The organism is Pseudomonas sp. S2_H10 (genome assembly GCF_054668285.1).
Window position 1 is genome coordinate 376,683 of record NZ_CP162754.1, and the last position, 24,910, is coordinate 401,592.

Consider the following 24,910-nt stretch of genomic DNA (forward strand, 5'->3'; position numbering starts at 1 on the left):
CGCGATTCAGGTTTGTTCAATCGGCTCAGCTTTTATTGCGAAAGACTCAAAATGAATTCAATCGATAAACTCATCAGCTTGGCCAACGTACGCGGCAGCCTGGATTTACGCTGCCAGTTCGAGGGGGATTGGGCGCGCGAGCATGAGCAGGAAGCCTTGGGCAAGGCGCCCTATCACATCGTGTTGGCCGGAGAGTGCCAGGTTTATTTTCCCGATGGCCAGCGTGTTCCCATGAAGACCGGGGACATTTTGTTGCTTCCACGAGGCGCGCCGCATGTCATGCACAGCACAGGCAAAACCGTAGCGCCGACCGTGCCGTACGTTAGCGAAGGTGGTGTCGTGCCGATGCATCGTATTGGCGGGGCCAGTCGCGATTTTGACATGCTCTGTGGCGGGTTTCACTTCAATCGCACGTCACTACTCTTCGCCGCGCTGCCCGAGTATCTGGTCGTCCCGCCCACCGCCAGTGGGCAGCTGCCTGCGCTGGTGGAGATGCTGCGTGGCGAAGCGGACGGCCACCAGGTCTGCTCCAGATTCATGCTCGACGCGCTATCCCAGGCGCTGTTCACCCTAATCCTGCGAGCGCACTTGGCAAGCGATGGCCAGACCGCCGGCTCATTGGCCTTGCTCAGCGATAAACGCCTCGGACGCGCCTGGCAGGCGATGCTGGCCGACCCTGCATTCGAGTGGACCGTTGAAGGGCTGGCGGAAATGGCGAGCATGTCCCGCGCAACTTTTCTGCGCGCATTTGCACGCTTGGCGGGCGCATCACCCTGGGTGCTGTTGACTCAGGTTCGCATGGAATTGGCGTTCAACTTGCTGAGCCACTCCCATCTGGGTTTGAGCGATATTGCCGTACAGGTCGGGTATCAGTCGCAGTCGGCGTTCAGCAAAAAATTTAAAGAGTTTTACGGGGAAGCGCCGGGAAAACTACGTCGTCAGAAGTAGTTTGTGGAACTGTCGCGAACCGTGACAGCGGGGTCAGAGTTTGATTCTATTCTAACAGGAGTCAACTTCTGGCCTAGCTGCGCCGCTTGGTGTGGCCGGTGAACCTCTCCTATGTGTGGCGTCGGCACCAGTCCCACAATTGTGACAAGAGCTATTAATTCCCACGAGAGCATCGCCCAACCGCAGAGTCATCAAAGAATTTTTGTAGTCCGGCCCCCTACGACCTCTCAGGAGAGACGGATCCAACATCTTGCGCTCGGACTTTGATCACTTCGGGGAGCGCGTTGGATGGTCTGCTCTTAAAAAGAAATTCTACGTGTCCTGAACAGATTTTCCCGCAAGTAGTATGCCCTCGCGGAGCCGGTTTTTACCAGACCGGTAGGTAGCGGGTCATTCCGTCCACCAACTCTGCGCTGGCATTGATCCGTTGCCCATACTGGCGCAGGACCTTGGCCAGTTTCTTGCCGTCCTTGCTTTTGTCCTTTCGCCGAATGGCACGCGAGACCTCATCGGAAAACGACGCGCTCAGTTTTTCCTGGCCAGTCCACTCCCTAGGGTTGTACTCAATGACGTCAAGCTGAGGCGTTGCGGTTAACTCCTGAATGGCCAGATTCTTGATCGAACTCTTGCCGCTGCCCCATAGCCCCGTCAGGGCAACGACCAGGCTCTTTGGTTTTTCCAGCCGACAATCGCCGCCGCTAGGTTTTTAGCAAATGTGGATCGCCCTAGTAGATCCTGCTCGGCAGCTTTGATCGGTCGGTCATTCGCGAAACCCAATTCATCCATCGCTCATTCCCTGTGTCGTGTCATGTCCAGCCGTTGAAGCGTAGGCGCCGTATGCTGAAGATGTAGCCTGGGGTGCTTACTTCGCTGACTTGGGTTCGGGCTTTTTCCTCGCGCGTGTCTTGCGTTCGCTGACCGGCGATGAGCGAGATGCACTAACTTCTGCTCCAGCGTGTCGCCACGCGCTTGCTGTGCTGCGGCGTTTTGCAGTGCTTGACCCAGCGCGGCCTGCGCACCTTCAATCTTTTGCTGCAACTGCTCAAGTTGGTTGCCTGCTTCCTTCACTTGGGGGGCATGGCTTGCTCTCTTCTCTGGCACGATCGACTTCACGATGCGCACGATCCTCGACCCCGCGCACGTAGATCTCCTGCGCGACGCGTTCCTACTCGGCCTTAAGTCGCAACTCCTGCAATTCCTGCTGCAAGGTCTGGCTTTACTGCTGCGCGTCACCGCGTTCCCGCAGCAGGCTGTCGCGCTGCTCAGGTCTTGAATCTGCGTCGCACGCTGTTCCAGCAGCAACTCCAGGTCCGCCAAGCGAGTCTCGCTCACCTGCTGGGCCGCCTGCGCAGTCGTCGCATGTTGCCGCGCTAGTGCGGCGACTTGACGCGCCTGGCCCTCCACCGCGGCGACTCGCTCGCGTTCGGCAGCCAAGACCTGACGTTCTTCGGACAACGCCTGCTCAGCAACGCCATGGGACAGATGAATCGCCTGTTGCCACAGGGCGACAAAGGCCTGCGAGACCTCCGCCGGCAACGTCAGCAGGCGAGTCTCGCCGCTCAGCCGTTCGGCCAGCCTCACCCAAGATTGAACGAGCAACCCGCCGACGCACGTCGGACTGCCGCCCCCCAGTTCCAAGCGCACACGTTCCACCGTTGGCCGCTCCCCACGGGCCAGCACCGCATCCGCGGCGGCAAACACGTCGCTTTCCGGCCCCCCTACTGCCATGGCCCGCCTCCGGCTATATTGGGTCTGATAAGGGAATGTTATCCGACGTTATTTCCGAAGACGGAAATTTCAGTCCGATGACCGTACTCAATACTACCGATCAGTTAGCGCTGGTCGACGCAACGCCGCTGGAAATGCATTGCCTGGCGAGCAACGCGCAGGCAGCCGCGGCAGCATTCGTGGCCGCCGGCACGGCGGCCAACACGGTACGCAGCTACCGCAGCGCCCTCGCCTATTGGTCAGCCTGGTTGCAGCTGCGTTACGGCCAGGTACTGGGTGACGCCCCCTTGCCATCCACGGTGGCCGTGCAGTTCGTCCTCGATCACCTGGCGCGGCCGTTGGCCGACGGCGGCTGGGTGCACCTGTTACCGCCCAGCATTGATGCCGCCTTGGTCAAGTCGCGGGTCAAGGCCAAGCCCGGACCGCTGGCCTTCAGCACGGTCAGCCACCGCCTGGCCGTGTTGGGTAAATGGCACCGGATCAATGGCTGGGACAGTCCATGCGAAGAGCCGGCGCTGAAGACCCTGCTGCGCGAAGCGCGCAAGGCCCAGTCGCGCCAGGGTGTGAGCGTGCGTAAGAAAACTGCCATGGTGCTCGAACCGTTACAGGCGCTGCTCGCCACCTGCGACGATGGCGTGCGCGGCATTCGTGACCGCGCCCTGCTCCTGCTGGCCTGGAGTGGTGGCGGTCGACGCCGCTCGGAAGTGGTGGGACTGCAGATTGGCGACGTGCGTCGGCTCGACGCCGACACCTGGCTGTACGCCCTGGGCGTCACCAAAACCGACACCGCCGGCACGCGCCGCGAAAAGCCGCTACGCGGCCCCGCCGCACAAGCGCTGGCGGCTTGGCTGGCGGCGGCGCCGACCAGCTCGGGGCCGCTGTTTCGGCGCCTGTACAAAGGCGGCAAAGTCGGCACGACGGGATTATCAGGCGACCAAGTGGCACGGATCGTCCAGCGTCGCGCCCAGCTCGCTGGCTTGGAAGGTGACTGGGCGGCGCACAGCCTGCGTTCGGGGTTTGTCACCGAAGCCGGTCGCCAGGGTGTGCCGCTTGGCGAGGTGATGGCGATGACCGAGCACCGCAGCGTTAGCACGGTGATGGGCTACTTTCAAGCGGGATCATTGCTCGGCAGCCGTGCGAGCCAATTGATCTCAAGGAATGACTCACAGGCTGATGAGTCCGGAAATACTTTGCCCAATCGAGACGAGCCCTAGCCGAGATGAAGATGGCCAGCGCACAGGTCGCCTAATGCCCATTGAGAAGAGGGCTAGGAAAGTTTTCTAATGCAATGGCGGTTCGCGGTTTGGGAGTGAGTAAACCGTGTTGTGGCGGCTCGATGCACCGTCGAGGCGAGCAGGACGAGAGAGGTAGAACAGCCCTACCCATCATCCCTGTGGTCAGGGTCATCAGCCCTGTGCAAATATTGCAGCACCTCGCGCATTTCTCGATTCTCTGCCAGCATTCGCCTGCGCTCCGTTTCCATGAACTCAACCTTGCGAGCATATATTTGAATTTTATCCCTAGCTGTGGCAAGAGTACGGTTGGCATCAGAAATCAGCTCGTCGAAGTCATCTTGCAGCCTCCTGAAGCGCTCAGCGAGTGCGAAAAGCTCATCGTCTACAACCCTATCAACCCTTGGACTAGCGTGATAACTTGAGGGGGGATACTCACTTTGAGGTTCGAGTAGCTTTTCTGCCCTCTGTTTTTCTCGTTTTACGTAATATGCGAGTTCAACTGCTGCAATGGAATATTCAAACGTCCCTTCCCTGACCCCGGGGAGTTTCAGCCAATTGGAGATGGTGGTGAGACTGCCCCCTGTCATCGCGCGCACGCTTCTCGTGGTAATACGCTCTCCCGCAGCCAACAACTTTTCTACCGCAAAGGCAACTTGTTCAGGTGTAACTCCTTTCATAATTACCTCCTGAAAAACTTAAGATCATAAGTTCAGCACAATACTTCTCTTACCAGAATACCCAGCCGACGTTACCACCCAACCAAAGTTATCATTCCGGCTAAAGCTAAGAACAGAACGCTCACCACTAATGTTATCGCAGTAGAACGCCTTGTTCAGCGGCGAGACACCGAGTATCGTCCCCCCCTGCCCCTCGCGCCTGCCAGGTCGAGACAAATCATAAAGCAACCCCTCCCACGGAAGCAGCCGAAGCCTTACCGAATAACCAAGGTTGAGATAAATACTCAAGTTGTATAATAATTTTAAAAAATAAACCCTTATCAGCACCGCCGGAAACCCAAATCTGGCAGGCTGAACATTTTGCAGGATCCCTAAATAGTCAAAACCAAACTTCTTATAGTGACCAGCGGGGATGCTCAACTGACTCAAGGAAGAGCAACGAATGCGCACTAGAAAATACACGATTAGCTTGAGGCAGACCATGCATGATAGCTCCTCCCCATTCCAATATCCTGAAAAAGACTCGATGCTGCTCTCGCACTGTGAACAAGGGGCGCGAAAGTGCATTTTTTCAAGCCGTTGGCACTCCGCCTTCCACTCCAACACTGCTTGAAGTTTTTCTTCCGCCACCCAACGAATGAGCCTCGCTCTACGCCTGGCCACAGCCTCCTCGCAAAGCTCGAGCGGCAGCGGCCAACCCAACGCTTTGATAACCGTTGCGTCGATGGGATTCGCGTCATAACTGTCCATTCTCTCAATCAGCAAGAACAGTGAACTGCCCGATCTACAATATTGAGAAATATTTGTATACCACCTGTCCAATGCAACCGCAGCACGATGTATTTGCACTTTCAACTGAGCATTTCGCCTACAAAAAATCTGATGGGAAGGAGGCGTAAGATAAAACCCGCACGAACGACATGGAGAGACAGTTACATTGATCGTATTGAAACTTTGACAACCTGCGCAAGCGACAATGAGTGGCTCACGGTGAATCGCACAAACCTTGACCTGCGGCATGCAAAAAAAAACTGAATGATAGCCAATCTTCAAACACGATAAACAAAACTTGAATTTAAGGCTGGGCGGTGCGTGGGACAACAAAAACGCCCCAGGAAAACATTGCGCAGGCTGAGGGAGCCAGACCTGCTCAGTAAAATCCCCTTTCATGGATGCCGCATGGTAATGCAGGGTGATTTTTGTGACCGTAGGCTTGCTACTGATCATTCTGAGGATCGTAACGGGAGGTACTTTATGAAACAAAGCGAGATTAAGAACAACCCCCGTCACGGACTCGTACGGGTAAAGTCCACCGCGGTAAAAGCCGATCGGGGTCATTGCATTTTTCTCCCATTGAGCAGGCAAAACTCCTTTAAGCTGGAGCGTTCCACCACATCAGTACACAAAACACTGGTTATTTCTAACTTCGATCCGTCATGGCTGGCGATATACCTGAGCAAATACCTGATGGATAGAAACACATGTTCAAGTGGAACATTGTTTTTATAAGCACCCACCGCGCCCGCATCGAACGCCTGCCATAACGACTGGACGTAGTCGGCCAACCTGAAGCCGGCTTTAAAAGCGGCGGGAGCGAAATTTTGAGTGTAGGGCTCGCATGATCCAATCGGATACTCAGATTTTTCATCAAAAGTCTTTAGAATGACAGCGAGGTCGTGCGCGCTGCGACAGCCTTTGAATTCGACCAACTTGCTCATGAAGCGCGCAATCAGTTGCTCATTTTCACCGCCTACGACTTCCATAAGTTTATCTCTTTGCTTAAAAACTTGAGGCATCGCAAATGACAAAACGGTCATTGTAACCCCCTTTCTGTCAAGACGATTAAATAAATGAAATAGGATATTTATATCATGCACTCGAAGGCGCTGAAATTCATCCAGGAGCAGCACCCAATGGTTGCAGTTCTTTTCGTGACAACGATTTATAATCATGTCGGCCATCTGACCTAGCTTTTCTACCGCGAGGGTACTGCGACGAAAAACAAGTTCTTCCTCCTTGGCCAATTGCTCCACAATATTGTTGGTATAGGACCCTTCTTGCTTGATTACCTCTATTTGCGTCACGTATGCGCGCGGCATGAAACCGCTGGTTTGGGCGTGGATGCTTTTAATGCAGCATGTTTTACCTACTCGCGAGAGGCCATAAAAAATAATGCCCGTCTGCCTCATGAATATTGCTTCCAATGCAATATTGGATGCTTCCGACACGGCGTTAGTTGCGATGGTAAAATCCTTGCGGAAGACTGGATGTGCATCCATTTCATCTCTATTCATCGATCACTCCGCCGGACTCGACATTAAAAAAATCGTCGATATTTGCACGCCTACTCCCCCCCTTAGGCTCAATTACCTCGAAACCAGCTTTGAACTCCGCCTCAGGAGGTTTAGGAGCTTCAGGCCATTCAGCATTAACTTGGCGACCAAGTACGTCACTCTTCATCTTCTGAACCTGCAAGAGGTTTCGCTTCGAAGGGCTGAGCATTAGATGATCAACATATGATAAAACTATGTCATCCGGTCGAGTCAACTCGAAAGCCCGGTCTTTATAAGCCCTATTTATTTGCTGCCGGGTCGTGACGCTATGCAGCGTCTTGCCCCAATAGCCCAAGACCTTAAGGGTTCCCAATTTCTCACCGGTATCCAGGATGGCTTCTACAAATCGATAGTCTTTCGGATTTATCCTGACAATAACCCGGCGCCCTATCAGGCTGAGATCACTGCACATAACTTTATTGGTGTAGTGGGCCTTATCCAGCGTTATATGAGGAGCTCTTCCGCCTTCGGCGCTGCCTCTGATCACGCAGTAGCGGACGTCATGCCCCAGCGACACTTTACTTGTCTTAGATTCAGGGAGTTTAGGAAAAACTACATCCCGCTTGGCGTTATCAAAATGCATCCTGACAATCTCAATCGGGCTCAAGGAAAAATTGGCCCCTTGCTTCGGAGTACAATTAAAATTGGCCAGCCAAACATCCAGAACCATTTCCGCTTCGTCTACATAAATCTCATATTTTTCCGCATTTTCCTCAGGGGTTGCCGCCCTACCTTGCTGAGGGCCGCTGCCAGTGGTGGACTGCACGCGATGCATTATTTTTTGTGCTACTTGTTTAAATGTATTCTCTATCGTGGATCTGCGCTCAGGCCTTTTGAGCTGTCCATAATTTATTGAACACCCCCCATTCCGCTTGAACTTATGCTTTATTTTGCCTGCATGATGTGCCATTGCATTATCTAGCATCAAGGTCCCCCAAATGGCGCCTTGAGCCTCCGGCACTGCATATCCGAGCATTCCGCCACCTTGCGTATACTTCAGTTTGGGTATTGTTATATTGTCGCAAGGTGTCCAGTCACCTATGATCGCGTCCAACAATACACCCTCAACATCTATCGCTGTGACTTCGCTACTGAACACATATCGAGCTGCAAGAACACCATCAGACGCTGCATCTACGGCCGCTAGCATCCAGAAGCGATCGAGGACCCGCTGCGTATAGATGCCGGGTTGCGTTTCAATACGGAGAATGCAAAATTTATCAACCTTGTAGGCATCCAATTGAATGATATCAAAGGGCATATCCGCCGACACGAGCCCGACAACACCCGTCCCCAGCGGCGCATGAGTGACACCGTGGCTCCCCAGCGTCAGCGCTGCGACAACAAAGTCCTGCCTTACAAGTTTGGCTAGATGTTTTTCAATCGTGCGCTGCCCTAATCTTTTCTGACTGAACGGCCAGTCCTCCTCAGAAGCACCAGCCTTTTTCAATGCAGCTCTAAACTTGGCTGCCATAAACATTATGTCGAACTTTTGACCCTTGAAGTTTCGATGAAAGTCCAGGACCGCAACTTCTATTTCTTTTGCTGCCTGTGGAAATCTTTTGAGTGTCTGGGCGAGCATACCGCTCGCGCCACCTTTTTGCTGGGAGCGCATTTTTTTCAAAGGAGTTCGCCGTTCGTATTCCTTGAGACGGGCATTAGGCAATAACGCACGATCCCCCCAACAAACACCGGCGGCGTCCACGTCTAGAAAGCGGTTGATCAAACGTGTCTGCTCTCCATCCGATACGCCGCACGACTTATAGATCTCAGCACCAGACCTACCCCTGTGGACCATTTTTACGGCCTTAACTCTTCGCTCAAATATTTCGCGAACGTCATCCGCCAATACCTCGGCCTGCACTGTAAACAGAGGCGAAATGTCGGTACATCTCAATTTTTGCCTTGAGCTCACAGTGCCTCCCAGCCGGCGGCACGATCGAAAAAGCCGGGCAAGACTTCAACTTTAATAATGCCTTCGGAATACAGCCTCGCGATTAAAAAACACGCAAGACTGTCGCTCTCTTCATCATTAAATTGAAACAAATCCCTAAGACACCCGCGCTTATGCTTACGAACGAATGCTATTAGCCCATGGTATGCTTCGTAACTAATTTCGACAGTATGCCAGGCGGAAAGGCACGCACAAGCTTTCAAAAGCGGGACAATATGTGCTTTGCGGGGCTCTATATCTTCTGCGCGAAACAGCCGTAACTTCACCCCAATCAAATCTGCGTACTTCTCCAGCTCGTTTAATAACAGAGGGCCAAACTGCTGGGTTGAGCACAGCATATGCCATTCCAGATCGCCATTTTGGGTCATAACCTCCGCAGTAAGCGATACCTTTCGCGGCTGCGGGCAAGATATTACTCGAGCAAGGGGATGAAGCTCGTATCGAGCAATAGACGGATCGAATTCCAAATAAAGAAGCCAATAGCCTAGCTCAATATCGCTGCGGACCTCAACATCGCACTTTGACTTAAAACTAAATGACGCCCAGATATTTCCGAAATGCTTTCCTCGATTTGTAAAATTATGCGTTCTAGACATTGCTTTGGGCATACACCATCCTCCTTAGCGCAAGGCGTCGTAAGAAAAGATGGGTCTATTTTGATCTCTTGGAAGCGTTCGAAACGCAGTGTGGAATAGCCCATTAGCAGCTTAGCGCTTCCATTGAGCATCGGTATAACTAATCGCTATTTCCCATGATTTTTTAAGAATGCAAAACCGAGCCAGCAGCATGGATAACTCTGCCCACAGGGATAAAAGTCCGAAAACATCAAAAATCTTTTTAAATACATCAAATTGCGACGACTCTGACTTTTTTGATTTTTAGTTCGGTGTGCTTTTGGGTACTCAGTTACACCGAGCCGCTTCTACATGGGTTCAGTAACCAGCTCAAGCAACAACACCAACGACCCCGACCGCATCCTCAAGTCAGTTGTGGGATGCGGTCGCTGATCCTTCTTCAATCTGAAGCAGCATCTGCCTTACGTCGCGAGGTCCTTCTCAGCCCGGGCTCAAACAAGGAAATCCTCCACCAGCTTGACCCAGCAATCGGACCCCAGGCGGATCAACTCGTCGTTGAAGTCATAGTGCGGGTTGTGCACCGAGCAGCCATGAAACTCGCCCTCGCCGTTGCCCAGCATGAAGTAGCAGCCCGGTACTTCACCGAGCATCCACGCGAAGTCCTCAGTGCCCATCACCTTGGGTCCACGGCTATGCAAGTGACCGGGCTCGAACAGTGATGCCAGGCTTTGGCGCACCAGCTCGGTTTCAGCCACGTGGTTTATGAGCGCCGGGGCCAGTTGGGTGATCGAAAGATCGATGCTGACGCCGAACATTTGCTCGTGACCGCGGACGATCTGCTCCAGGCGCTGGTTGATTTTCTGCTGGGTCTGCGGGGTGTCGGTGCGCACGCTGATCAGCATGCTGGCCTCATCAGGAATGATGTTGTAGACGCTCCCGGCCTGCAGCATGCCGATGCTGATCACCGCGTATTCCTCAGGCGCCAGATTGCGCGACTTGATGGTCTGGATCGCGTTGATCAGGCTCGCTACCACTGGCACCGGATCGACGGCCAGTTCGGGCATGGCACCGTGTCCACCCTTGCCGGTGATCTTCAGTTGCACCCGTTCAGAGGACGCCATGGTCGGTCCCGCTTGAACAACGACTGTGCCCACGGGTGAACCGGGCATGTTGTGCAAGGCAAAAATTGCATCGCAGGGAAAACGCTGGAACAGGCCGTCGTCGATCATCGCCTTGGCCCCGCACAACCCCTCCTCGTCAGGCTGGAAAATCAGATTCAGGGTGCCGTTGAACTCGGCGCTGGTCGCCAGGCGATAGGCGGCCGCGAGCAGGATCGCGGTGTGCCCGTCGTGACCGCAGGCATGCATGCGCCCGGGAATCTGACTGGCGTGGGCGAAGGCATTTTTCTCCTGCATCGGCAGCGCGTCCATGTCGGCGCGCAGGCCGATGCGGCGGCTACCCTGGCCTTTGCGAAGGACCCCGACCAGGCCATGCCCGCCGATGCCACGATGGACCTGGTAGCCCCACTGCGCCAACTTGGCAGCCACCAGTTCAGCAGTGTGTGGCGTCTCGCCTCCAAGCTCGGGAGCCGCGTGAATCTGTCGGCGCATCGCCACGAAGGTTTGCAGATCGGAGTCGCTCAAAGCAGTGTTGGTTTGTTGAGTGCGCATGGTTAGGCTCTTCCAATGTTTTCCGGGAACAGTTTCAGGCAGGTCAGGCTGATCACCCCACCGGCCAGCAAATAAAAGGCCGGGGCCAACGGATCGTTGAGCGTCGCCGTCAGCCAGGTAGCGATCAGCGGCGAGAACCCGCCGAACAGGGTCACGCCAAAGCTGTAGCTGACCGAGGTGCCAAGTGCCCTTTGCGGTTTGGCAAAGGCTTCCATGATCATCGCGAAAAACGCCCCCGAACCAACACAACCGGGCAGCACCAGCAGCGCCACGATCAGCATCGCCAGGTACAGGTCGGTGGTGTTCGACAACAACCACAGCGCCGGCCAGGCTGCGATGACAGGCAAGGTGACAGTCCACACCAAAAGCTTTTTGCGCAGGCCGTGACGGTCGGCGTAACGCCCGGCGATCGGCGTGATGATCGCCAGGCACGCGGCAGCCACACAGGCAATCGCCAAGGCGCTGCGCTGCGGATAGTGCAGCGCGGTGACCAGGTACGACGGCATGTAGAAAATGAACAGGTACATGCCGATGGTTGCGCTCGCCATCAGGCCAGTGGCGAGGATGGTGTTGCGCAGGTCGATCACCTCGCGCCAGCGAGGTTTGCGCACCGTGGACGGCTGTAGCTCAATGGCTGCGTGCTCGAGTGTTTCCGGCAGGCAGCGGCGGATGTACCAACCAACCGGGCCGATCAGCAAACCGACGATGAACGGGATGCGCCAACCCCAGCTTTCCAGGTCAGGCGTGGTCATGACACTGGTCAGCAGCAGCCCGATGCCAGCCCCGACCAAGGCTGCATAACCTTGGCTGGCGGCCTGCCAACTGACGTTGCCGCAACGATTCCCCGTCCCGGTCGACTCCATCATCAGCACCGAGGCGGTGCCGATTTCACCACCGGCGGAAAATCCCTGAGTAAGACGCCCTATGACCAGGAGCACCGTGCCAAAGACCCCCGCTTGCTGGTAGGTGGGGGCGAATGCGATCAACGCCGTGCCCAGTGTCATCAGGAAAATGGTCAGCGTCAGGGCCGCCTTGCGACCTTTTCGGTCGGCGAAACGGCCGATCACCATCGCCCCGATCGGCCGCATCAGAAAACCCACGCCGAAGGCGGTCAAGGACATCAGCAACGACGCTATCGGCGACTGCGCCGGAAAGAAATTTTTGGCGATCACCACGGCGAAAAAACTGTAGATGGTGAAATCGTACATCTCCAGGGCGTTGCCCAGAGCGCAGGCGACGGTGGCTTTGCCAGATCCGACGGCGGCGCTGTCGCGCCGTATCGTGCCGTTGGCCAAATGAGTGTCCGAGTGCAAGGTGGTCATGGGGGGCTCTCTCCGAGTCATTCGTGTTGTCGACACCAACTATCGGGTAACTTCTGCGATGAATCACTTGCGCTTTTTGCACACGATTAACCATTGGTTCATTTCGTTGCGCTTTGCCCCGCAGTTTCGCCCCGCCACGGTGCGATTCATGGTCATAGAGCCCTTCCCTGCACCGGCTTTTGCCAGAAACAACGCTTGCTAAAGACGGTGGATAGGTAAAAAGAGACGTCTCCAAGAGCAATGCCCCCTACTCCACTCCCTGAAAGCCTGTATTCAGCGAGCAAATTAGCAAACGGGCATACCCATACAAAATTGACAATTTCCGGCTGATTTTATTTTCGTGGAGGCTGCGAACCTTCACTCATCAGCTACACGGAGAGTCTGTAATGGGTAAGTCCGTCGCGTGTCATTCGTCCCTGGTCACCCTGCTCCTGGGGTTAAGCCTGCCGGTTGCCGGTCAGGCCGAGGGGTTTCCCTCCATCGCTCGGGTAGCGTCAGGGTTTGGCTACTACAACGTCGACAAGGGCTTTGATGACAAGCTCAAGATCTATGGCACTGTCGATGCCTTCGTGAACTATCAGGACTCAGGGCATTACTCGGGGTTCAAGGTCGCCGGCGGCGCGGCATGGACCAACAAACTGGGACTGTACATGCGCAAAGCGCTCGACGAGGACACGGTACTGGAAGCGGATGTCGAAGAAGGCTTCAACCTCAATGGCCAGGCGCTGGACGAGCATTGGAAACAGGTTGGCGCATTGCGCCTGGCTGTTGTGGCGCTGCGCTCGCGCAACTACGGCAAGCTTGAGTTTGGCAAAACCTACGGCATGGGCACGCCGACCTACGCCGACCCGTTTCTGGCCACCTATGGGTCGCCCTATACCTACCTGACCTCTCCGCCGGCCGGGCGTGGCGCCTATTATCTGGACATGCGGCCCAAACACACCCTGGCCTACACCACCCCGAAATACGCCGGCTTCAGTCTCGGCAGCGCATTGAGCTTTGGATTGAACGATACGGCCAGCTCGGGAAAAACCCTGCGCGGTAAGGGTGTCAGCTTGCAGTACAGCAATGCGCGCTGGATCTTGATTGGCTCGTTCAACGACTATCTGAGCGACCCCTGGGACGATGGTGATCGCCAGCGCCAGACCCACAACTACTTCAAAAGCGCCTCAGTGTTTTACGACTTCGGCCCGCTTGCAGCCAGCGTCACCTGGCAGCGCCAGGACGTCGACTACCACGCTACGCCGAGCATGACCGCGTGGACCGCGGGCATTTCCGCTCCTGTGGGCAAAGCTGATGTGGCACGCCTGGCACTGGTCAAGCGCAACATCGAATTCGGCGACAAGGACGCCTTCGGCATGATGCTCGGCTACGACCATTTCCTGCGGCCCAACTGGGCCATCTACGGCCGCGTCGCACTGATCGATAATCGCCCCAATTCATCCATCACCTATGCGGGCATACCGGTCGAGCAGCCCGGTGACGACCCGCAGAACCTGGCAATCGGCATGTACTATCACTTCTAACGAGCGAGTTCGGCCAACGACTCCGCGGCCAGCCTCGACTTGAGGCTGTAGAACAGATCCTTGGCCGGCGACGTCAGCGAATGACGGTCGATGCATACCAGGTAGATCGGGTATTCGGGGATGATTTCCTCGATCTCGACGCAGGCCAACTCCGGCGCCCGCCCAGGCGGCAATGTGTTGCCTACCGCCAGGTTACTCAGGGTCATGAACGCGTCGGCGTTCTCTACCAGGCGCAAGGCCAGCAGCAGCGACGCGCACTCGATGACCTTCTGCGGCGGGTGAATGTCGTTGACCTCGAACATCTGGTAGAACTGCGACGAGCGATCGTCGATCTCATCCAGGCTGATCCAGTTGGCGTACTGCAACTGGCGCAGTGAGCGAGAATGACGCAACGGGTTGTCCGGGCTACAGACCACGGCCCCCTGAATGCGATGCAAGGCTTCCCAATCCAGATTCAGACGCTGGGTGTTTTGCTGCGAAGTCAGGGCAAAATCCAGGCTCCCGTCGCGCAAGCGCTGCACGATATGGCTCGGGCGCTGCTCGATGAGTTTGATCCGCACCCGTGGATTCTTCGCCTGGAAATCACTGATGCACTGCTCGAATCCGGGCAACATCGCTGTCAGTGAAGTAATGCCGATGGCCACATCGCCAACCGCCATGTCATGAATATTATCGGCCTCGATCTGCAGCCGTCGCATGCTTTCGACCGCCATGTGCGCGTGGCGAATAATGCGCCGGCCCTCCTCGGTCAGCGACATGCCTTTGTACGAACGCTGCAGCAAGGTCAGCCCGAGCTCTCGTTCCAGATCCTTGATTGAACGGCTTAATGCAGGTTGAGTAACGTGCAGTATCTGCGAAGCCTCATTGATACTGCCGCACTGATTGATCGCTACCAAAGCTCTGATTTGATGAAACTTCACAGTGTTCGACTCGCCTTTTATTGTTCACCAAGGATATAGCAATATCCCGGCCACAAGCCGCTCGCCGATCCAATGCTTGCGTTTGATGTAGCCAACAAGGGGGCTCAGTTTTTCACATGTGCAGTGCACACGGATGGCATGGAGGGCTTGAAGTTTTCGGACTGATGAAGCGCTTTAAGGATCTCGGCAACAACCTGCATCGTTGCATCTTCGATCGTTCCTTCGTTACGGCACAAAACCCAGTCGTGATCTGCCATCGCTCGCTCGAACGCCTGGGTACACGCGATCTGTTCTTCCAGGTTATGGATCACGGTACTGCCCAACCCACGGGATCGTGCCGCTGCCCTTGCCCATGAAATATCAGGGTCGGTGACAACTCCCACATGCAGATCCGGCACTTGCACGCCTCGATCAATGTTCAACAGTAGAATCTCTGCAAACGGGATCATCCGGCGAAACGCAGCATCTGACGGGTACCAGCGATCCATCAGGATAATGCTGCCCGGTGGCTGTTCCGGCAGCACATGCTGCGAAATCCACCTACGGCTATCAGCAAAGCGCTCACAAACCTCAAGCTCCAGATCCCTGTCGGGATTTCTGGCGAGTTCGTTAACGAGGGCCATTGTTTGCCCCCTGTAGGGATCGCTTTTTCTCTCGCAAAGCCGGATCACTTTCTTGTTGTCTGCCCTCAGTGCCTTCGTAACGGCTTCCAGCAGTGTGGTTTTTCCGGTGCCCTTGGGCCCATCCAGAGAAACAAACCAGGGACGATTCATTCTTCAAATGACGATTGATGGACGGTTTTTCCATGACTCAAATCGTGCATACGATCAATCAACCACCGCCCAGCCGGCCCGGGCAACGTACTGGTCGCGTGAACTGCAGAAATATCGATCTTCACCCCCTCTCTGGGGATGCTTTCGACATCGAGCATAACCAAGGTGCCGGCCGCCAAGTCTTGTTCGATCATGTGCAACGGCATGCTGCCCCAGCCGACACCATCTTTCAGGAAAGCGTACTTGGTCGATAGATCGGCCAGGCGCCACGTCGAAGGCGACATCACGCCATAGTCCTGGCCCGCCAACATCTCCGAGCGATCAGTCAGCACCAGTTGAATGTGCTTGGCCAGTTCTCGCCTGGATAGTTTGCCACTCAGGCTGGACAACGGATGATCGGCGGCGGCCACCATCACCAGCGAAAACTCACCGATTCGCTCGCTGGACAAGGTCGCAAATGTAATGGGTAACGATGCCAAGATACCCAAGCTACAACGACCGTCCAGTATGGGTTGATAGCCAGCCCCAAGCCCCTCGACGAATATTTTAAGGCGAGTCAACGGGAAGCGCTCAGCGAACTCCTTGACGACGGCGGTGATCGCCGATGTCGGGAAAAACACGTCCACCACCACCGACAATTCTGGTTCGAGCCCCGAAGCCATGAGTTTGGCGCGCGCCTTCAAAGTGTCTACCCCAGACACGATGTTGCGTGCATCGGTAAGCAAGAGCGCACCTTGAGGCGTCAACTTGGGAAGTCGCCCTGAGCGGTCGAACAGCACGACACCCATCTGATCCTCCAGACTGCCAACCCAACCACTGACGGCCGACTGGACTCGATTGAGCTTTCTGGCCGCCGCCGAGAAACTGCCTTCATCCACTGCCGCAATGAAGGTTCGCAACTGATCAAGTGATACGCCGTCGAGCATTTCCCTATCACTCCATCTCAAATAAAGATACTTAACATCTCAATATACCGTCTATTCAGATGCTACGTGAAAGCTCATCGTTCTCGTGACGTTCAAATCCACGAGATCTGGCTGCTGCTAGGTTTTCTGGGAATCAGCGATACGACCGTTATCCGCGCAGAGGGTTTGGCGATCAATGCGCAGGTCAAGGATGCAGCCATCGCTCAAGCACTAGAAGACATAGCTGCCATTAGCGCGTGATCACGACCAGCCTCCCGTTCTTTTATCGCTTTTGAGGATATCGACATGACTTATTCCATCATCGGTTCCGGCAAAGTGGGCACTGCCCTCGCCCGCCAATTCGCCCGAAACGGCATTCCCGTCGGGATAGCCAACACCCGTGGCCCACTGAGCCTCGCGCTGCTTGCCGATGAACTGGGAAGCACGGTCGCAGCACAAACTCTCGAAGAGGCACTGGCTGCAGACGTCGTGATTTTGGCCATTCCGTTCAGCGCTCATCGCAATATCGGTGGGACACACGCGAACTGGAACAACAGGATCGTCATTGACGCGATGAACACCTATGGCGTGCCGCCTCAGGAACTGGGCGACCAGGCCTCAACTGACGTCGTGGCGGCCGCATTCACTGGCGCCAGGGTAGTCAAGTCCTTTAATCAACTTCCGGCAGCACTGCTCGCCAAAGAGCCGGCGCAAGACGGCGGACGACGTGTGATGTTTTTATGGGGTCGTGATCAAGACGCCAACACCAGCGTAACCGCTCTGGTGGAAAAACTGGGCTTCGCAGCCATTTCTCTTGGCACAACGACCGATGGCGGAAAACTGCTGGGCCTGGGTGGCCCGTTGATTCTGCAGAACATCATCAAACATCAGTGATTGAGCTCGCAGTTTGCCGAGTCGCCCTGCTCTGCAGTCCTGGCTCTGTCAAACGCTACCAGCCCCTTGCGAAGTTACGTTATGGGTTATTGGTTTCATTGTCTTGGAGGTCACATGGTCCCCTGTAGGAGCCGGCTTGCCGGCGATGGTCGTTAACGATAACGCGTGTGAACCGAATAAACGCGGCGCACTTGAGTCCATCGCCGGCAAGCCGTCTCCTACAGTTTCCCGGTAATCCGTGAAGAACCATTTTTTTACGGGTTAATTAATCAACCGTTGCTGCTGTACGCCTGCACTCAGATAGCATGGCTGTTTGTGAGCAGATGCTGATTCACGGCCAGGTTCAATTTCTGCGTTGCCATCGCCATCCCGACGTCCCGCCTTTGCTGGCCCCAGATCAATTCATTGGAAAGAAGGTTGGAGAGGATGTGCTCGTGCCTTTGGCAAGTGCCTCTGCCAATTTTGGTACTTCACCTAAGCCTGACGGAACAGGCACATCCACTCTAAAAACCTTCTTAAAAGCGGAACGAGGCACCATAAGCAGAATCCGGTAAATGGTCAGCACCATCGCCCCGTAACCGCGAACGGAAAGTACCGCTCTGTGGCTGGGTGCGATACAAACCACGCTTTTGCAGTTCAGGAATGACCAGTTCAACAAAGTCTTCGAGGCTGCCCGGGCTGATCAGCGGGTTGAGCATGTAGCCGCTGGTGCCGGAGATCCGTGCATGCTCCTCGATGCGATCGGCCACCTGCTGCGGCGTTCCCACCAGAATCAGGTCACTGCCCCGGGTGACGTTGGCAAAGCGCTGTTTGACATCGCCGGCGGTCAAGGGCTTGCCACTGCCATCAGGGCGCATCACGTAGGACGTCATGCCTTCAGTGTGAGTCGACAACGCGTCGCTGTCCGCGTAGCGGCTGATATCGATACCGGTGTCGCCGGCATAACTCACCAGTTGCGCTTGCAAGTGATAGTTGCTTTGCAGTTCGTCATATTTGCTCTGGGCTTCGATCTCGGTCCTGGCCGTGACGATGCGCAGTACGGTCAGTGATTTGACATCCCCGGCTTGACGCCCGCGTGCCCTGGCCTGTGTCCATATATCTTCCAAGCCCTGGCGAATCTCCAGCGGGTTGGACTTGGCGATGAAAATCAGTTCGGCGTGCTTGGCCGCAAACTCACGACCACGGCCTGACCAACCGGCCTGGATCAGCAACGGTGTGCGTTGCGGTGACGGGGACGTCAAATGCGGCCCGGCCACCCGGTAATGCTCGCCAACATGATTGATCGGTCGCACGCGATCGCCCTTGGCATAGACCTGGCGAGACTTGTCGGCCACCACGGCATCGTTTGCCCAGCTGCCTTCCCAGAGTTTGTAAACCACATCGAGAAACTCCTCGGCGCGTTCATAACGATCATCGTGCTTGATCATCTGCTCCAGGCCGAAGTTGCGAGCGGCGCTGTTCAGGTAGGAAGTGACGATGTTCCAGCCGACCCGGCCATTGGTCAGGTGATCCAGCGTGCTGAAGCGCCGGGCATGGGTGAACGGATGCTCGTAGCTGGTGGTGACAGTCACGCCGAACGCGAGGTTTTCCGTCACGGCGGCCAATGCCGGGATGATCATCAACGGATCGTTGGCCGGTGCTTCCACCGCCCACTTCATGGCCGCGTCGGCATTACCGCCAAACACATCGTAGAAACCCAGCACATCACCAAAAAACAGCATGTCGAGATGAGCCTGGTCGGCGATGCGTGCCAGGTTAGACCAGTAGCCCAGCGAGTTGATGGTCAGTCGCTCGTCAGCCGGGTGCGTCCAGAGGCTCGGCGCGCCGCCACAGCCAACACTGGCTTGCTCGTATAACGCAAACAACAGAGGTTTTGGATCGGACATCGTAGTACCTGTAAAAAGTCATTAAACGGGCGGATCAGCGCTGATGCTTGAAACCTTTGCCGTAGTGGCGTTCAAGACGGTTCTGTATCAACTCCAGCCCAATGGACAGGAGCCAATAGATCACGGCTGCCGTGGTGAGCATTTCGATGTAGCGATAGGACGAACGACCGTACGACTGCGCCAGGAACATCACTTCCCAGACGCCCATCACCGATATCAACGAGGAGTCCTTGAGCATTGAAATGAACTGACTGGTTGTCGGGGGAATGATCGTGCGCATGGCTTGCGGCAGGACGATGTGCAGGAACGTTGCCACCGGCCCCAGCCCCAGGGCCATCGCCGCTTCGCGCTGTCCGGGTGCTACAGCCATGATGCCGGCACGAAAAATCTCGCTGAGGTAGGCACCGTAATTGAGCGAGAGCGCAATGATCCCTGCGCTGATGGCGCCAGGAACCACACCCAACTGCGGCAGCCCCAGGTAGATCAGCAGGATCTGGATCAGCAGCGGCGTACCGCGAAAAAAGGACGCATAGAAACTGGCAATGCCGAAAGCCACTGCACTGCGGGACAGGCGCGCCAGCGCCGTCACGAAGCCCAGGAGCAACGAAAGCCAGATCGAGCAGAAGCACAGGAACAGCGTCAGCGCGGCACCTTGCAAAAAACCGTCAGGCCCCAAATGCAGGCCCATCAGGTTGGGCAACTTCTGCACAATGATCGAGAACTTCAGATCGAAGCTCATGAAAAACATGACGCACAGGCCGAACAGCACTGCCCAGGTCAAATACAGGCGAGTGCGAAAACCAGGTAGCGGGCTGAAACGACGCGTCTCGGTGTCGGGGGCGAGAGCCGCCTTGGCCGGGTGTGGATTGAGGGCTGTCATTGGCTGATATCGGCACCGATCCATTTCTGTGAAATCTTGCTTAATGTGCCGTCGGCCTTGAGCTGGGTGACGACCTCAGTGACTTTGGCATTCCATTGCGGATCGCCCTTTTCGATCGCTACCACGTTGGGCTCTGCATACAGCGTGTCGCCAGCAATTTTGAAACGCGGATCCTGGGCGATGCGTTCACGAGCGGTGATGAGGTTGGTGACCATGGCATCCAGACGCACGCCAGTGCCCAAGGCCAGATCCTGGAAAGCTACCGTTTCGTTGTCGTATGGCGCGACCTGGACGCTTTCGAATGGATAGCTCAACGGCTTGTCCTCGGCGCCCTCGATCACCAGATCCTTGTTCAGATAGGCTTCATAGGTCGACGCACTGATCACACCGACTTTTTTACCCGAAAGATCCTTGCCCGTGACAATGCCCTTGTCTTTGGCATTCACCACGATCACGGCCGGTGACTGGTAATACTCAACCGGGAAGTCGAACACTTCGGCCCGCGCCTTGCTCGGGGTCATGGAGCAAACGCAGATGTCATATCGTCCGTTCCAGTGTCCGGCTGCGATGACATCCCAGGACGGTGTCTGCAACTTCAGCTTCACCCCTAGCCGTTGCGCAACGGCCTTGGCGACATCGACGTCAAACCCGTCCAGTTGGTTCTGTTCATTGAGAAAGGAGAATGGCGGATAGCTTTCCATCAGCACGCCGGTCAGCTCCCCGCTGCTGGTTACACGATCCAGAGTGGCGCCCGCGAAAGCCGTCGAGCAGGTAGCCAGCAGTGCCAGGCCAAAAGGTAAAAGCGCCTTAGTTTTCAAAGACAAGTGCTCCAATCAATTCAGAAGATCTGCATAGATTAAAACGCACTATAAATTAGTTTAAAACTTGTTTTATGGAATAACAGACTATGTTCAAGCTATATTGGATATAGCGATTCAGAAGACGCCAGCGCCTTGACTGAAAGCGTCCAGCTATTGCTTCTCCTGCGGCTCATTGACTGGCGACAACGGTAATGACGCCACTATCTCAGCGTGGCAAACCTCGAGTATTTCATCAGCCAGCGAAGAGTCATCCGGGCAGGCGCGCGACAACATGACCGCACCGATTGCATGCGCCAGCATGTCGATCATTTTTGCCCGCACCCCATCCTGCGGTGCGTCTGGCCTTGCTTTGTACTTTTCTTCGAGCGCTGCCAGCGTGGTTTCTACCCCGTTGGCAAAGGTGGCTTTCAACTCGCCTGATTGACGCGCAGCGTCTCCACATAGAGCCGCCATTGTGCAACCCGTGCCCCTTCCGTCTCGGTGATCTCTCGACACATACAAATCTACGAATTCGGCAACGTCGAGACCTTCGGAACTGGTCAGCGAATGCGAAAGACTATTCGCTGCCGCTTCAGCCATCAAATCGGCCTTGGAGCCGAAATGCTTGTAGAACCCTCCTTGCGTAAATCCGGCAGCTGCCATGAGTTCCGCCACCCCCACGCCATCGTAGCCACGTTCGCGAAACAGCTCTGAAGCCGTCTCAACGATGTGAGCTCTATTGGCAAGCGATTGAGCCTTGGTGATCTTCATTTCCTGCGCCTCTGCACCTCAAAGCAATGACCTCATCATACTCTGATGTCGATCATAATCAAAAGCGTTGACAGTTTTGAGTATGATCGACATCATAAAAGCGTCAACGCGAATCTTCCCTGGCACGGCGCATGTCGCCCTCATTAATCAACGAGTATGGAAACGAAATGAACGATAAGACGTTGTTTGAGCCGTACACGCTCGGCTCGCTGACACTTTCCAATAGAATCGTGATGGCTCCGCTGACGCGTAACCGTGCGGGCGAAGGCTTCGTCCCGAGCGAGTTCGCTGCAACCTATTACAGCCAGAGAGCCTCTACAGGCCTGTTGATCTCCGAAGCCTCGCAGATCTCGCAGCAGGGACAGGGCTACCAGGATACGCCCGGTATCTACACGCAGGCGCAGATCGATGGCTGGCGCCAGGTCACCGATGCCGTCCACGCAAAAGGCGGACGAATTTTCCTGCAACTGTGGCATGTCGGACGCGTATCGCACGTTGACCTGCAGGAGAACGGTGCCGCTCCGGTAGCACCCTCCGCTCTCCGTCCCGCGACCAAGGTCTTCGTCAATAATAGCTTCGTGGACGTTTCAGAGCCGCGAGCGCTTGATATCAGCGAGCTTCCCGGGATCGTCAATGATTTTCGCCAAGCGGCGGCAAACGCCATCGCTGCGGGATTCGATGGCGTAGAGGTCCATGGCGCAAACGGCTATTTGCTGGATCAGTTCGTAAAAGACGGTGCCAACATCCGCACCGATGCCTACGGTGGCACGATTGAAAATCGCGCTCGCCTACTGCTGGAAGTGACGGCGGCGGTCGTAGCCGAGGTCGGTGCAGACCGCACAGGCATCCGTATATCGCCAGTTTCGCCAGCCAATGGTGTCTCCAGCAGCGAACCGCAAGCCCAGTTTGACTACATTGTCGACCAACTCGATGCCTTGGGCATTGTGTACCTCCATGTGGTCGAAGGCGCGACTGGTGGGCCACGCGATATTGCGCCCTTCGACTTTGGTTCTCTGCGCCAACGCTTCAAAAATACTTACATCGCGAACAATGGCTACGACGTGAGTTTGGCCACCTCTCAACTAAACGATAACAAGGCCGACATGATCGCCTTTGGACGCCCCTTCATCGGTAACCCGGACTTGGTCGAGCGCCTTGAAAACGCTGCCGCTTTGTCGGCATTCGATCCTGCGACCCTGTATGGCGGCGGTGCAGAAGGCTACATCGACTACCCCACCCTTGCTGAATCCAGTACCCGGCACGGCTAAAAATCAGGTCTGCGCACGTCCTCCGGACACCACGCATGACTCGCCTGTCGATATCCGAAACTGAGGAACAATTCATGAGCATCCCTACTACTGTTCTGATTACCGGCGCTTCAACTGGCATTGGCGCTACTTATGCCGAGCGCTTTGCAAAGCGCGGGCACGACCTCGTACTGGTAGCCCGCGACAAAGGGCGGCTGGATGCTCTTGCAGCCCGGCTGCGTGAGAAACACAACGTCGCCATCGTTGTTCTCCAGGCTGACCTGACCCAGATCAGCGACTTGACCACGGTCGAGGCTCGCCTGCGCGACGACGCCAGTATCGGCATCCTGGTGAACAATGCCGGCGCCGCACAATCGGGCAGCTTTATCGAACAATCCACCGACAGCGTTGCTCAGTTGGTCACGCTCAACACTACCGCACTGGTACGGCTTGCCAGCGCCATCGCCCCACGCCTGGCACAAGCCGGGGACGGAGCGATTATCAACATAGGCTCGGTCGTGGGCCTGGCACCAGAGTTCGGGATGACGGTCTACGGCGCGACCAAGGCTTTTGTGCTGTTTCTATCGCAAGGTATGAGCCTGGAACTGTCGCCCAAAGGCGTCTACGTGCAAGCCGTTCTGCCGGCAGCCACTCGCACCGAAATCTGGGAGCGAGCGGGCATCGACATCAATACCCTCAGTGACATCATGGAAGTGGGTGATCTGGTCGATGCGGCCCTGGTCGGTTTCGATCGTCGCGAGCCCGTGACCATCCCACCCTTGCAGGACGCCGCCCGTTGGGATGCCTTGCAGGCCGCACGCCAGGGCTTGCTGTCAGAGATCAGGCAATCCGATGTCGCCGAGCGTTATCAAGCCAAGGCGTAATCATCGTGCAGCAGGCACTGGTGCGCAGCACTCGATTTAAAAGCGCCTGCAACACAGTCTCACTTGCAGCTTTTCGACCCGCAGCACGGGGCCAACATGAATATTCAAGACACAACACCTCATCCCGGATCGCGCACGCAGTTCGTCAATGCAGCGAACCAATGGATCAAGGTTGAAGGAACAGCCTTCGCTTACCGTGACATAGGCCCCAAGGGTGCGTTGCCGCTCGTTCTGCTTAACCATTGGGGCGCAGTGCTGGACAACTTCGACCCACGGATCATGGATGGGCTCGCAAGCACCCGGCGCATCATCGCCACTGACTATCGGGGTATCGGCGCCTCAGATGGCACCGCCCCTGCGACGGTCAGTGAAATGGCAAACGATGCCATCGCTGTGATTCGTGCGCTGGGTTTCGACAAGGTCGACCTGCTGGGTTTTTCACTTGGAGGGTTCGTGGCCCAGGAAATTGCCCTGAGCGCCCCTGACCTGGTGCGCAGACTTATTCTGACCGGCACCGGCCCTGCTGGCGGCACTGGCATCGACAAGGTCTGGTCAGTGTCATGGCCATTGATGCTTAAAGGTTTGCTGACGTTGCGCGATCCGAAGACCTACCTGTTCTTCACCTCGACGGTCAATGGCCGGCGAGCCGCCAAGGATTTTCTGAATCGCCTGAAGGAGCGCAGGAAAGATCGAGACAAAAATCCAACACCAAGCGCTTTTTTGCGGCAGTTGAAAGCCATTCATGCATGGGGCAGACACCCCCCACAAAATCTCAGTCGCATACAGATACCGACGCTGATCGCCAACGGTGACCACGACATCATGGTGCCCACGGTGAACTCTGCTGACTTGGCGAACCGGATCCCGAATTCACAACTGATCATTTACGAGGATGCAGGGCATGGCGGTATTTTCCAACATCATGCCGACTTCGTGGCCCAGGCAACGATATTCCTGGATGCCTGAGCGTGTTCGGCCAGTC

25 protein-coding genes and 1 pseudogene are annotated in these 24,910 nt (G+C 55.8%); 9 read left to right on the top strand and 17 right to left on the bottom strand.

Annotated elements, in window-relative coordinates; genetic code table 11:
• Positions 1 to 51 precede the first annotated feature (51 nt).
• Complete coding sequence (locus tag AB4O16_RS01660) at positions 52 to 948, top strand: AraC family transcriptional regulator (protein ID WP_085702118.1); 897 nt, start codon at positions 52 to 54, stop codon at positions 946 to 948.
• Between the two features lie 367 nt (positions 949 to 1,315).
• Here the strand turns inward: AB4O16_RS01660 and AB4O16_RS01665 are convergent, their stop codons facing one another.
• The 3 genes from AB4O16_RS01665 to AB4O16_RS01675 are packed head-to-tail and all read right to left on the bottom strand — an operon-like array spanning position 1,316 to position 2,649.
• The gene (locus AB4O16_RS01665) at positions 1,316 to 1,630 is read right to left on the bottom strand and encodes a P-loop NTPase fold protein (RefSeq protein ID WP_342671323.1); all 315 of its coding nucleotides are present in this window, start codon (positions 1,628 to 1,630) and stop codon (positions 1,316 to 1,318) included.
• Positions 1,597 to 1,734 (bottom strand): hypothetical protein, encoded by a 138-nt coding sequence (locus tag AB4O16_RS01670; RefSeq protein WP_231977881.1) that lies wholly within the window; start codon positions 1,732 to 1,734, stop codon positions 1,597 to 1,599. The genes AB4O16_RS01665 and AB4O16_RS01670 overlap by 34 nt, the downstream gene beginning before the upstream one ends.
• Before the next feature lie 3 nt (positions 1,735 to 1,737).
• A complete protein-coding gene (locus AB4O16_RS01675; protein WP_425530738.1) occupies positions 1,738 to 2,649 on the bottom strand; it encodes a DNA-binding protein in 912 nt (303 codons plus the stop codon).
• Positions 2,650 to 2,753: 104 nt separating this feature from the next.
• Between AB4O16_RS01675 and AB4O16_RS01680 the strand changes: the two genes are divergently transcribed.
• Positions 2,754 to 3,890, top strand: coding sequence for a site-specific integrase (locus AB4O16_RS01680; RefSeq protein ID WP_460156801.1), 1,137 nt, complete (start codon positions 2,754 to 2,756; stop codon positions 3,888 to 3,890).
• Positions 3,891 to 4,054: 164 nt separating this feature from the next.
• Here AB4O16_RS01680 and AB4O16_RS01685 read toward each other — a convergent pair whose 3' ends face one another.
• The 7 genes from AB4O16_RS01685 to AB4O16_RS01715 form a co-directional block, all read right to left on the bottom strand.
• Positions 4,055 to 4,588, bottom strand: coding sequence for a DNA-binding protein (locus tag AB4O16_RS01685; RefSeq protein ID WP_460156802.1), 534 nt, complete (start codon positions 4,586 to 4,588; stop codon positions 4,055 to 4,057).
• 24 nt (positions 4,589 to 4,612) lie between these two features.
• Entirely contained in the window at positions 4,613 to 5,926 is a 1,314-nt protein-coding gene (locus AB4O16_RS01690) for a hypothetical protein (RefSeq protein ID WP_460156803.1), read from the bottom strand.
• Positions 5,923 to 6,882 (bottom strand): ATP-binding protein, encoded by a 960-nt coding sequence (locus AB4O16_RS01695; protein ID WP_460156804.1) that lies wholly within the window; start codon positions 6,880 to 6,882, stop codon positions 5,923 to 5,925. The genes AB4O16_RS01690 and AB4O16_RS01695 overlap by 4 nt, the downstream gene beginning before the upstream one ends.
• Positions 6,875 to 8,647 carry a hypothetical protein gene (locus tag AB4O16_RS01700; protein ID WP_460156805.1) on the bottom strand — a complete coding sequence of 591 codons (1,773 nt, stop codon included), beginning with the start codon at positions 8,645 to 8,647 and terminating at the stop codon, positions 6,875 to 6,877. The genes AB4O16_RS01695 and AB4O16_RS01700 overlap by 8 nt, the downstream gene beginning before the upstream one ends.
• A 185-nt stretch (positions 8,648 to 8,832) precedes the next feature.
• Positions 8,833 to 9,483: a hypothetical protein gene (locus AB4O16_RS01705; protein ID WP_460156806.1), complete on the bottom strand. Its 651-nt coding sequence runs from the start codon at positions 9,481 to 9,483 to the stop codon at positions 8,833 to 8,835.
• Between the two features lie 458 nt (positions 9,484 to 9,941).
• Positions 9,942 to 11,120: a M20 aminoacylase family protein gene (locus AB4O16_RS01710; protein ID WP_160386820.1), complete on the bottom strand. Its 1,179-nt coding sequence runs from the start codon at positions 11,118 to 11,120 to the stop codon at positions 9,942 to 9,944.
• A gap of 2 nt (positions 11,121 to 11,122) precedes the next feature.
• Positions 11,123 to 12,442: an MFS transporter gene (locus tag AB4O16_RS01715; RefSeq protein WP_160386819.1), complete on the bottom strand. Its 1,320-nt coding sequence runs from the start codon at positions 12,440 to 12,442 to the stop codon at positions 11,123 to 11,125.
• Between the two features lie 386 nt (positions 12,443 to 12,828).
• On the opposite strand from AB4O16_RS01715, the gene AB4O16_RS01720 reads away from it, so the two are divergent.
• On the top strand, positions 12,829 to 13,968 hold the full coding sequence (locus AB4O16_RS01720; protein WP_160386818.1) for a porin: 1,140 nt from the start codon (positions 12,829 to 12,831) through the stop codon (positions 13,966 to 13,968).
• On the opposite strand, the gene AB4O16_RS01725 is transcribed toward AB4O16_RS01720, so the two are convergent.
• From AB4O16_RS01725 to AB4O16_RS01735, 3 genes are all read right to left on the bottom strand, one after another.
• Complete coding sequence (locus tag AB4O16_RS01725; protein WP_160386817.1) at positions 13,965 to 14,888, bottom strand: LysR family transcriptional regulator; 924 nt, start codon at positions 14,886 to 14,888, stop codon at positions 13,965 to 13,967. The two genes, AB4O16_RS01720 and AB4O16_RS01725, sit on opposite strands and share 4 nt — an antisense overlap.
• A 104-nt stretch (positions 14,889 to 14,992) precedes the next feature.
• On the bottom strand, positions 14,993 to 15,661 hold the full coding sequence (locus AB4O16_RS01730; RefSeq protein WP_460156807.1) for a dTMP kinase: 669 nt from the start codon (positions 15,659 to 15,661) through the stop codon (positions 14,993 to 14,995).
• Positions 15,658 to 16,587 carry a LysR family transcriptional regulator gene (locus AB4O16_RS01735; RefSeq protein WP_460156808.1) on the bottom strand — a complete coding sequence of 310 codons (930 nt, stop codon included), beginning with the start codon at positions 16,585 to 16,587 and terminating at the stop codon, positions 15,658 to 15,660. Before AB4O16_RS01735 ends, AB4O16_RS01730 begins: the two co-directional genes overlap by 4 nt.
• Before the next feature lie 66 nt (positions 16,588 to 16,653).
• Here AB4O16_RS01735 and AB4O16_RS01740 point away from each other — a divergent pair, with 66 nt between their 5' ends.
• From AB4O16_RS01740 to AB4O16_RS01750, 3 genes and pseudogenes are all read left to right on the top strand, one after another.
• Positions 16,654 to 16,827, top strand: a complete 174-nt coding sequence (locus AB4O16_RS01740; RefSeq protein ID WP_160386814.1) for a hypothetical protein — start codon at positions 16,654 to 16,656, stop codon at positions 16,825 to 16,827.
• 45 nt (positions 16,828 to 16,872) lie between these two features.
• A complete protein-coding gene (locus AB4O16_RS01745) occupies positions 16,873 to 17,460 on the top strand; it encodes an NADPH-dependent F420 reductase (RefSeq protein ID WP_160386813.1) in 588 nt (195 codons plus the stop codon).
• Between the two features lie 275 nt (positions 17,461 to 17,735).
• Positions 17,736 to 17,936 (top strand): annotated as a pseudogene (locus AB4O16_RS01750) (LysR family transcriptional regulator); the annotation flags it as partial.
• Positions 17,937 to 17,975: 39 nt separating this feature from the next.
• Here AB4O16_RS01750 and AB4O16_RS01755 read toward each other — a convergent pair.
• The 4 genes from AB4O16_RS01755 to AB4O16_RS01770 all read right to left on the bottom strand — a co-directional run bounded on the left by AB4O16_RS01755 (position 17,976) and on the right by AB4O16_RS01770 (position 21,797).
• Complete coding sequence (locus AB4O16_RS01755) at positions 17,976 to 19,346, bottom strand: LLM class flavin-dependent oxidoreductase (RefSeq protein ID WP_460156809.1); 1,371 nt, start codon at positions 19,344 to 19,346, stop codon at positions 17,976 to 17,978.
• A gap of 34 nt (positions 19,347 to 19,380) precedes the next feature.
• The gene (locus AB4O16_RS01760; protein WP_460156810.1) at positions 19,381 to 20,226 is read right to left on the bottom strand and encodes an amino acid ABC transporter permease; all 846 of its coding nucleotides are present in this window, start codon (positions 20,224 to 20,226) and stop codon (positions 19,381 to 19,383) included.
• The gene (locus AB4O16_RS01765; protein WP_160386810.1) at positions 20,223 to 21,044 is read right to left on the bottom strand and encodes an ABC transporter substrate-binding protein; all 822 of its coding nucleotides are present in this window, start codon (positions 21,042 to 21,044) and stop codon (positions 20,223 to 20,225) included. Before AB4O16_RS01765 ends, AB4O16_RS01760 begins: the two co-directional genes overlap by 4 nt.
• A 153-nt stretch (positions 21,045 to 21,197) precedes the next feature.
• Positions 21,198 to 21,797 (bottom strand): TetR/AcrR family transcriptional regulator, encoded by a 600-nt coding sequence (locus AB4O16_RS01770; protein WP_460156811.1) that lies wholly within the window; start codon positions 21,795 to 21,797, stop codon positions 21,198 to 21,200.
• A 167-nt stretch (positions 21,798 to 21,964) separates the two neighbouring features.
• Here AB4O16_RS01770 and AB4O16_RS01775 point away from each other — a divergent pair, with 167 nt between their 5' ends.
• The 3 genes from AB4O16_RS01775 to AB4O16_RS01785 all read left to right on the top strand — a co-directional run bounded on the left by AB4O16_RS01775 (position 21,965) and on the right by AB4O16_RS01785 (position 24,894).
• Complete coding sequence (locus tag AB4O16_RS01775) at positions 21,965 to 23,065, top strand: alkene reductase (RefSeq protein ID WP_460156812.1); 1,101 nt, start codon at positions 21,965 to 21,967, stop codon at positions 23,063 to 23,065.
• Between the two features lie 74 nt (positions 23,066 to 23,139).
• Positions 23,140 to 23,928, top strand: a complete 789-nt coding sequence (locus tag AB4O16_RS01780; RefSeq protein WP_460156813.1) for an SDR family NAD(P)-dependent oxidoreductase — start codon at positions 23,140 to 23,142, stop codon at positions 23,926 to 23,928.
• 96 nt (positions 23,929 to 24,024) lie between these two features.
• Entirely contained in the window at positions 24,025 to 24,894 is an 870-nt protein-coding gene (locus AB4O16_RS01785) for an alpha/beta fold hydrolase (RefSeq protein ID WP_460156814.1), read from the top strand.
• Positions 24,895 to 24,910 lie beyond the last annotated feature (16 nt).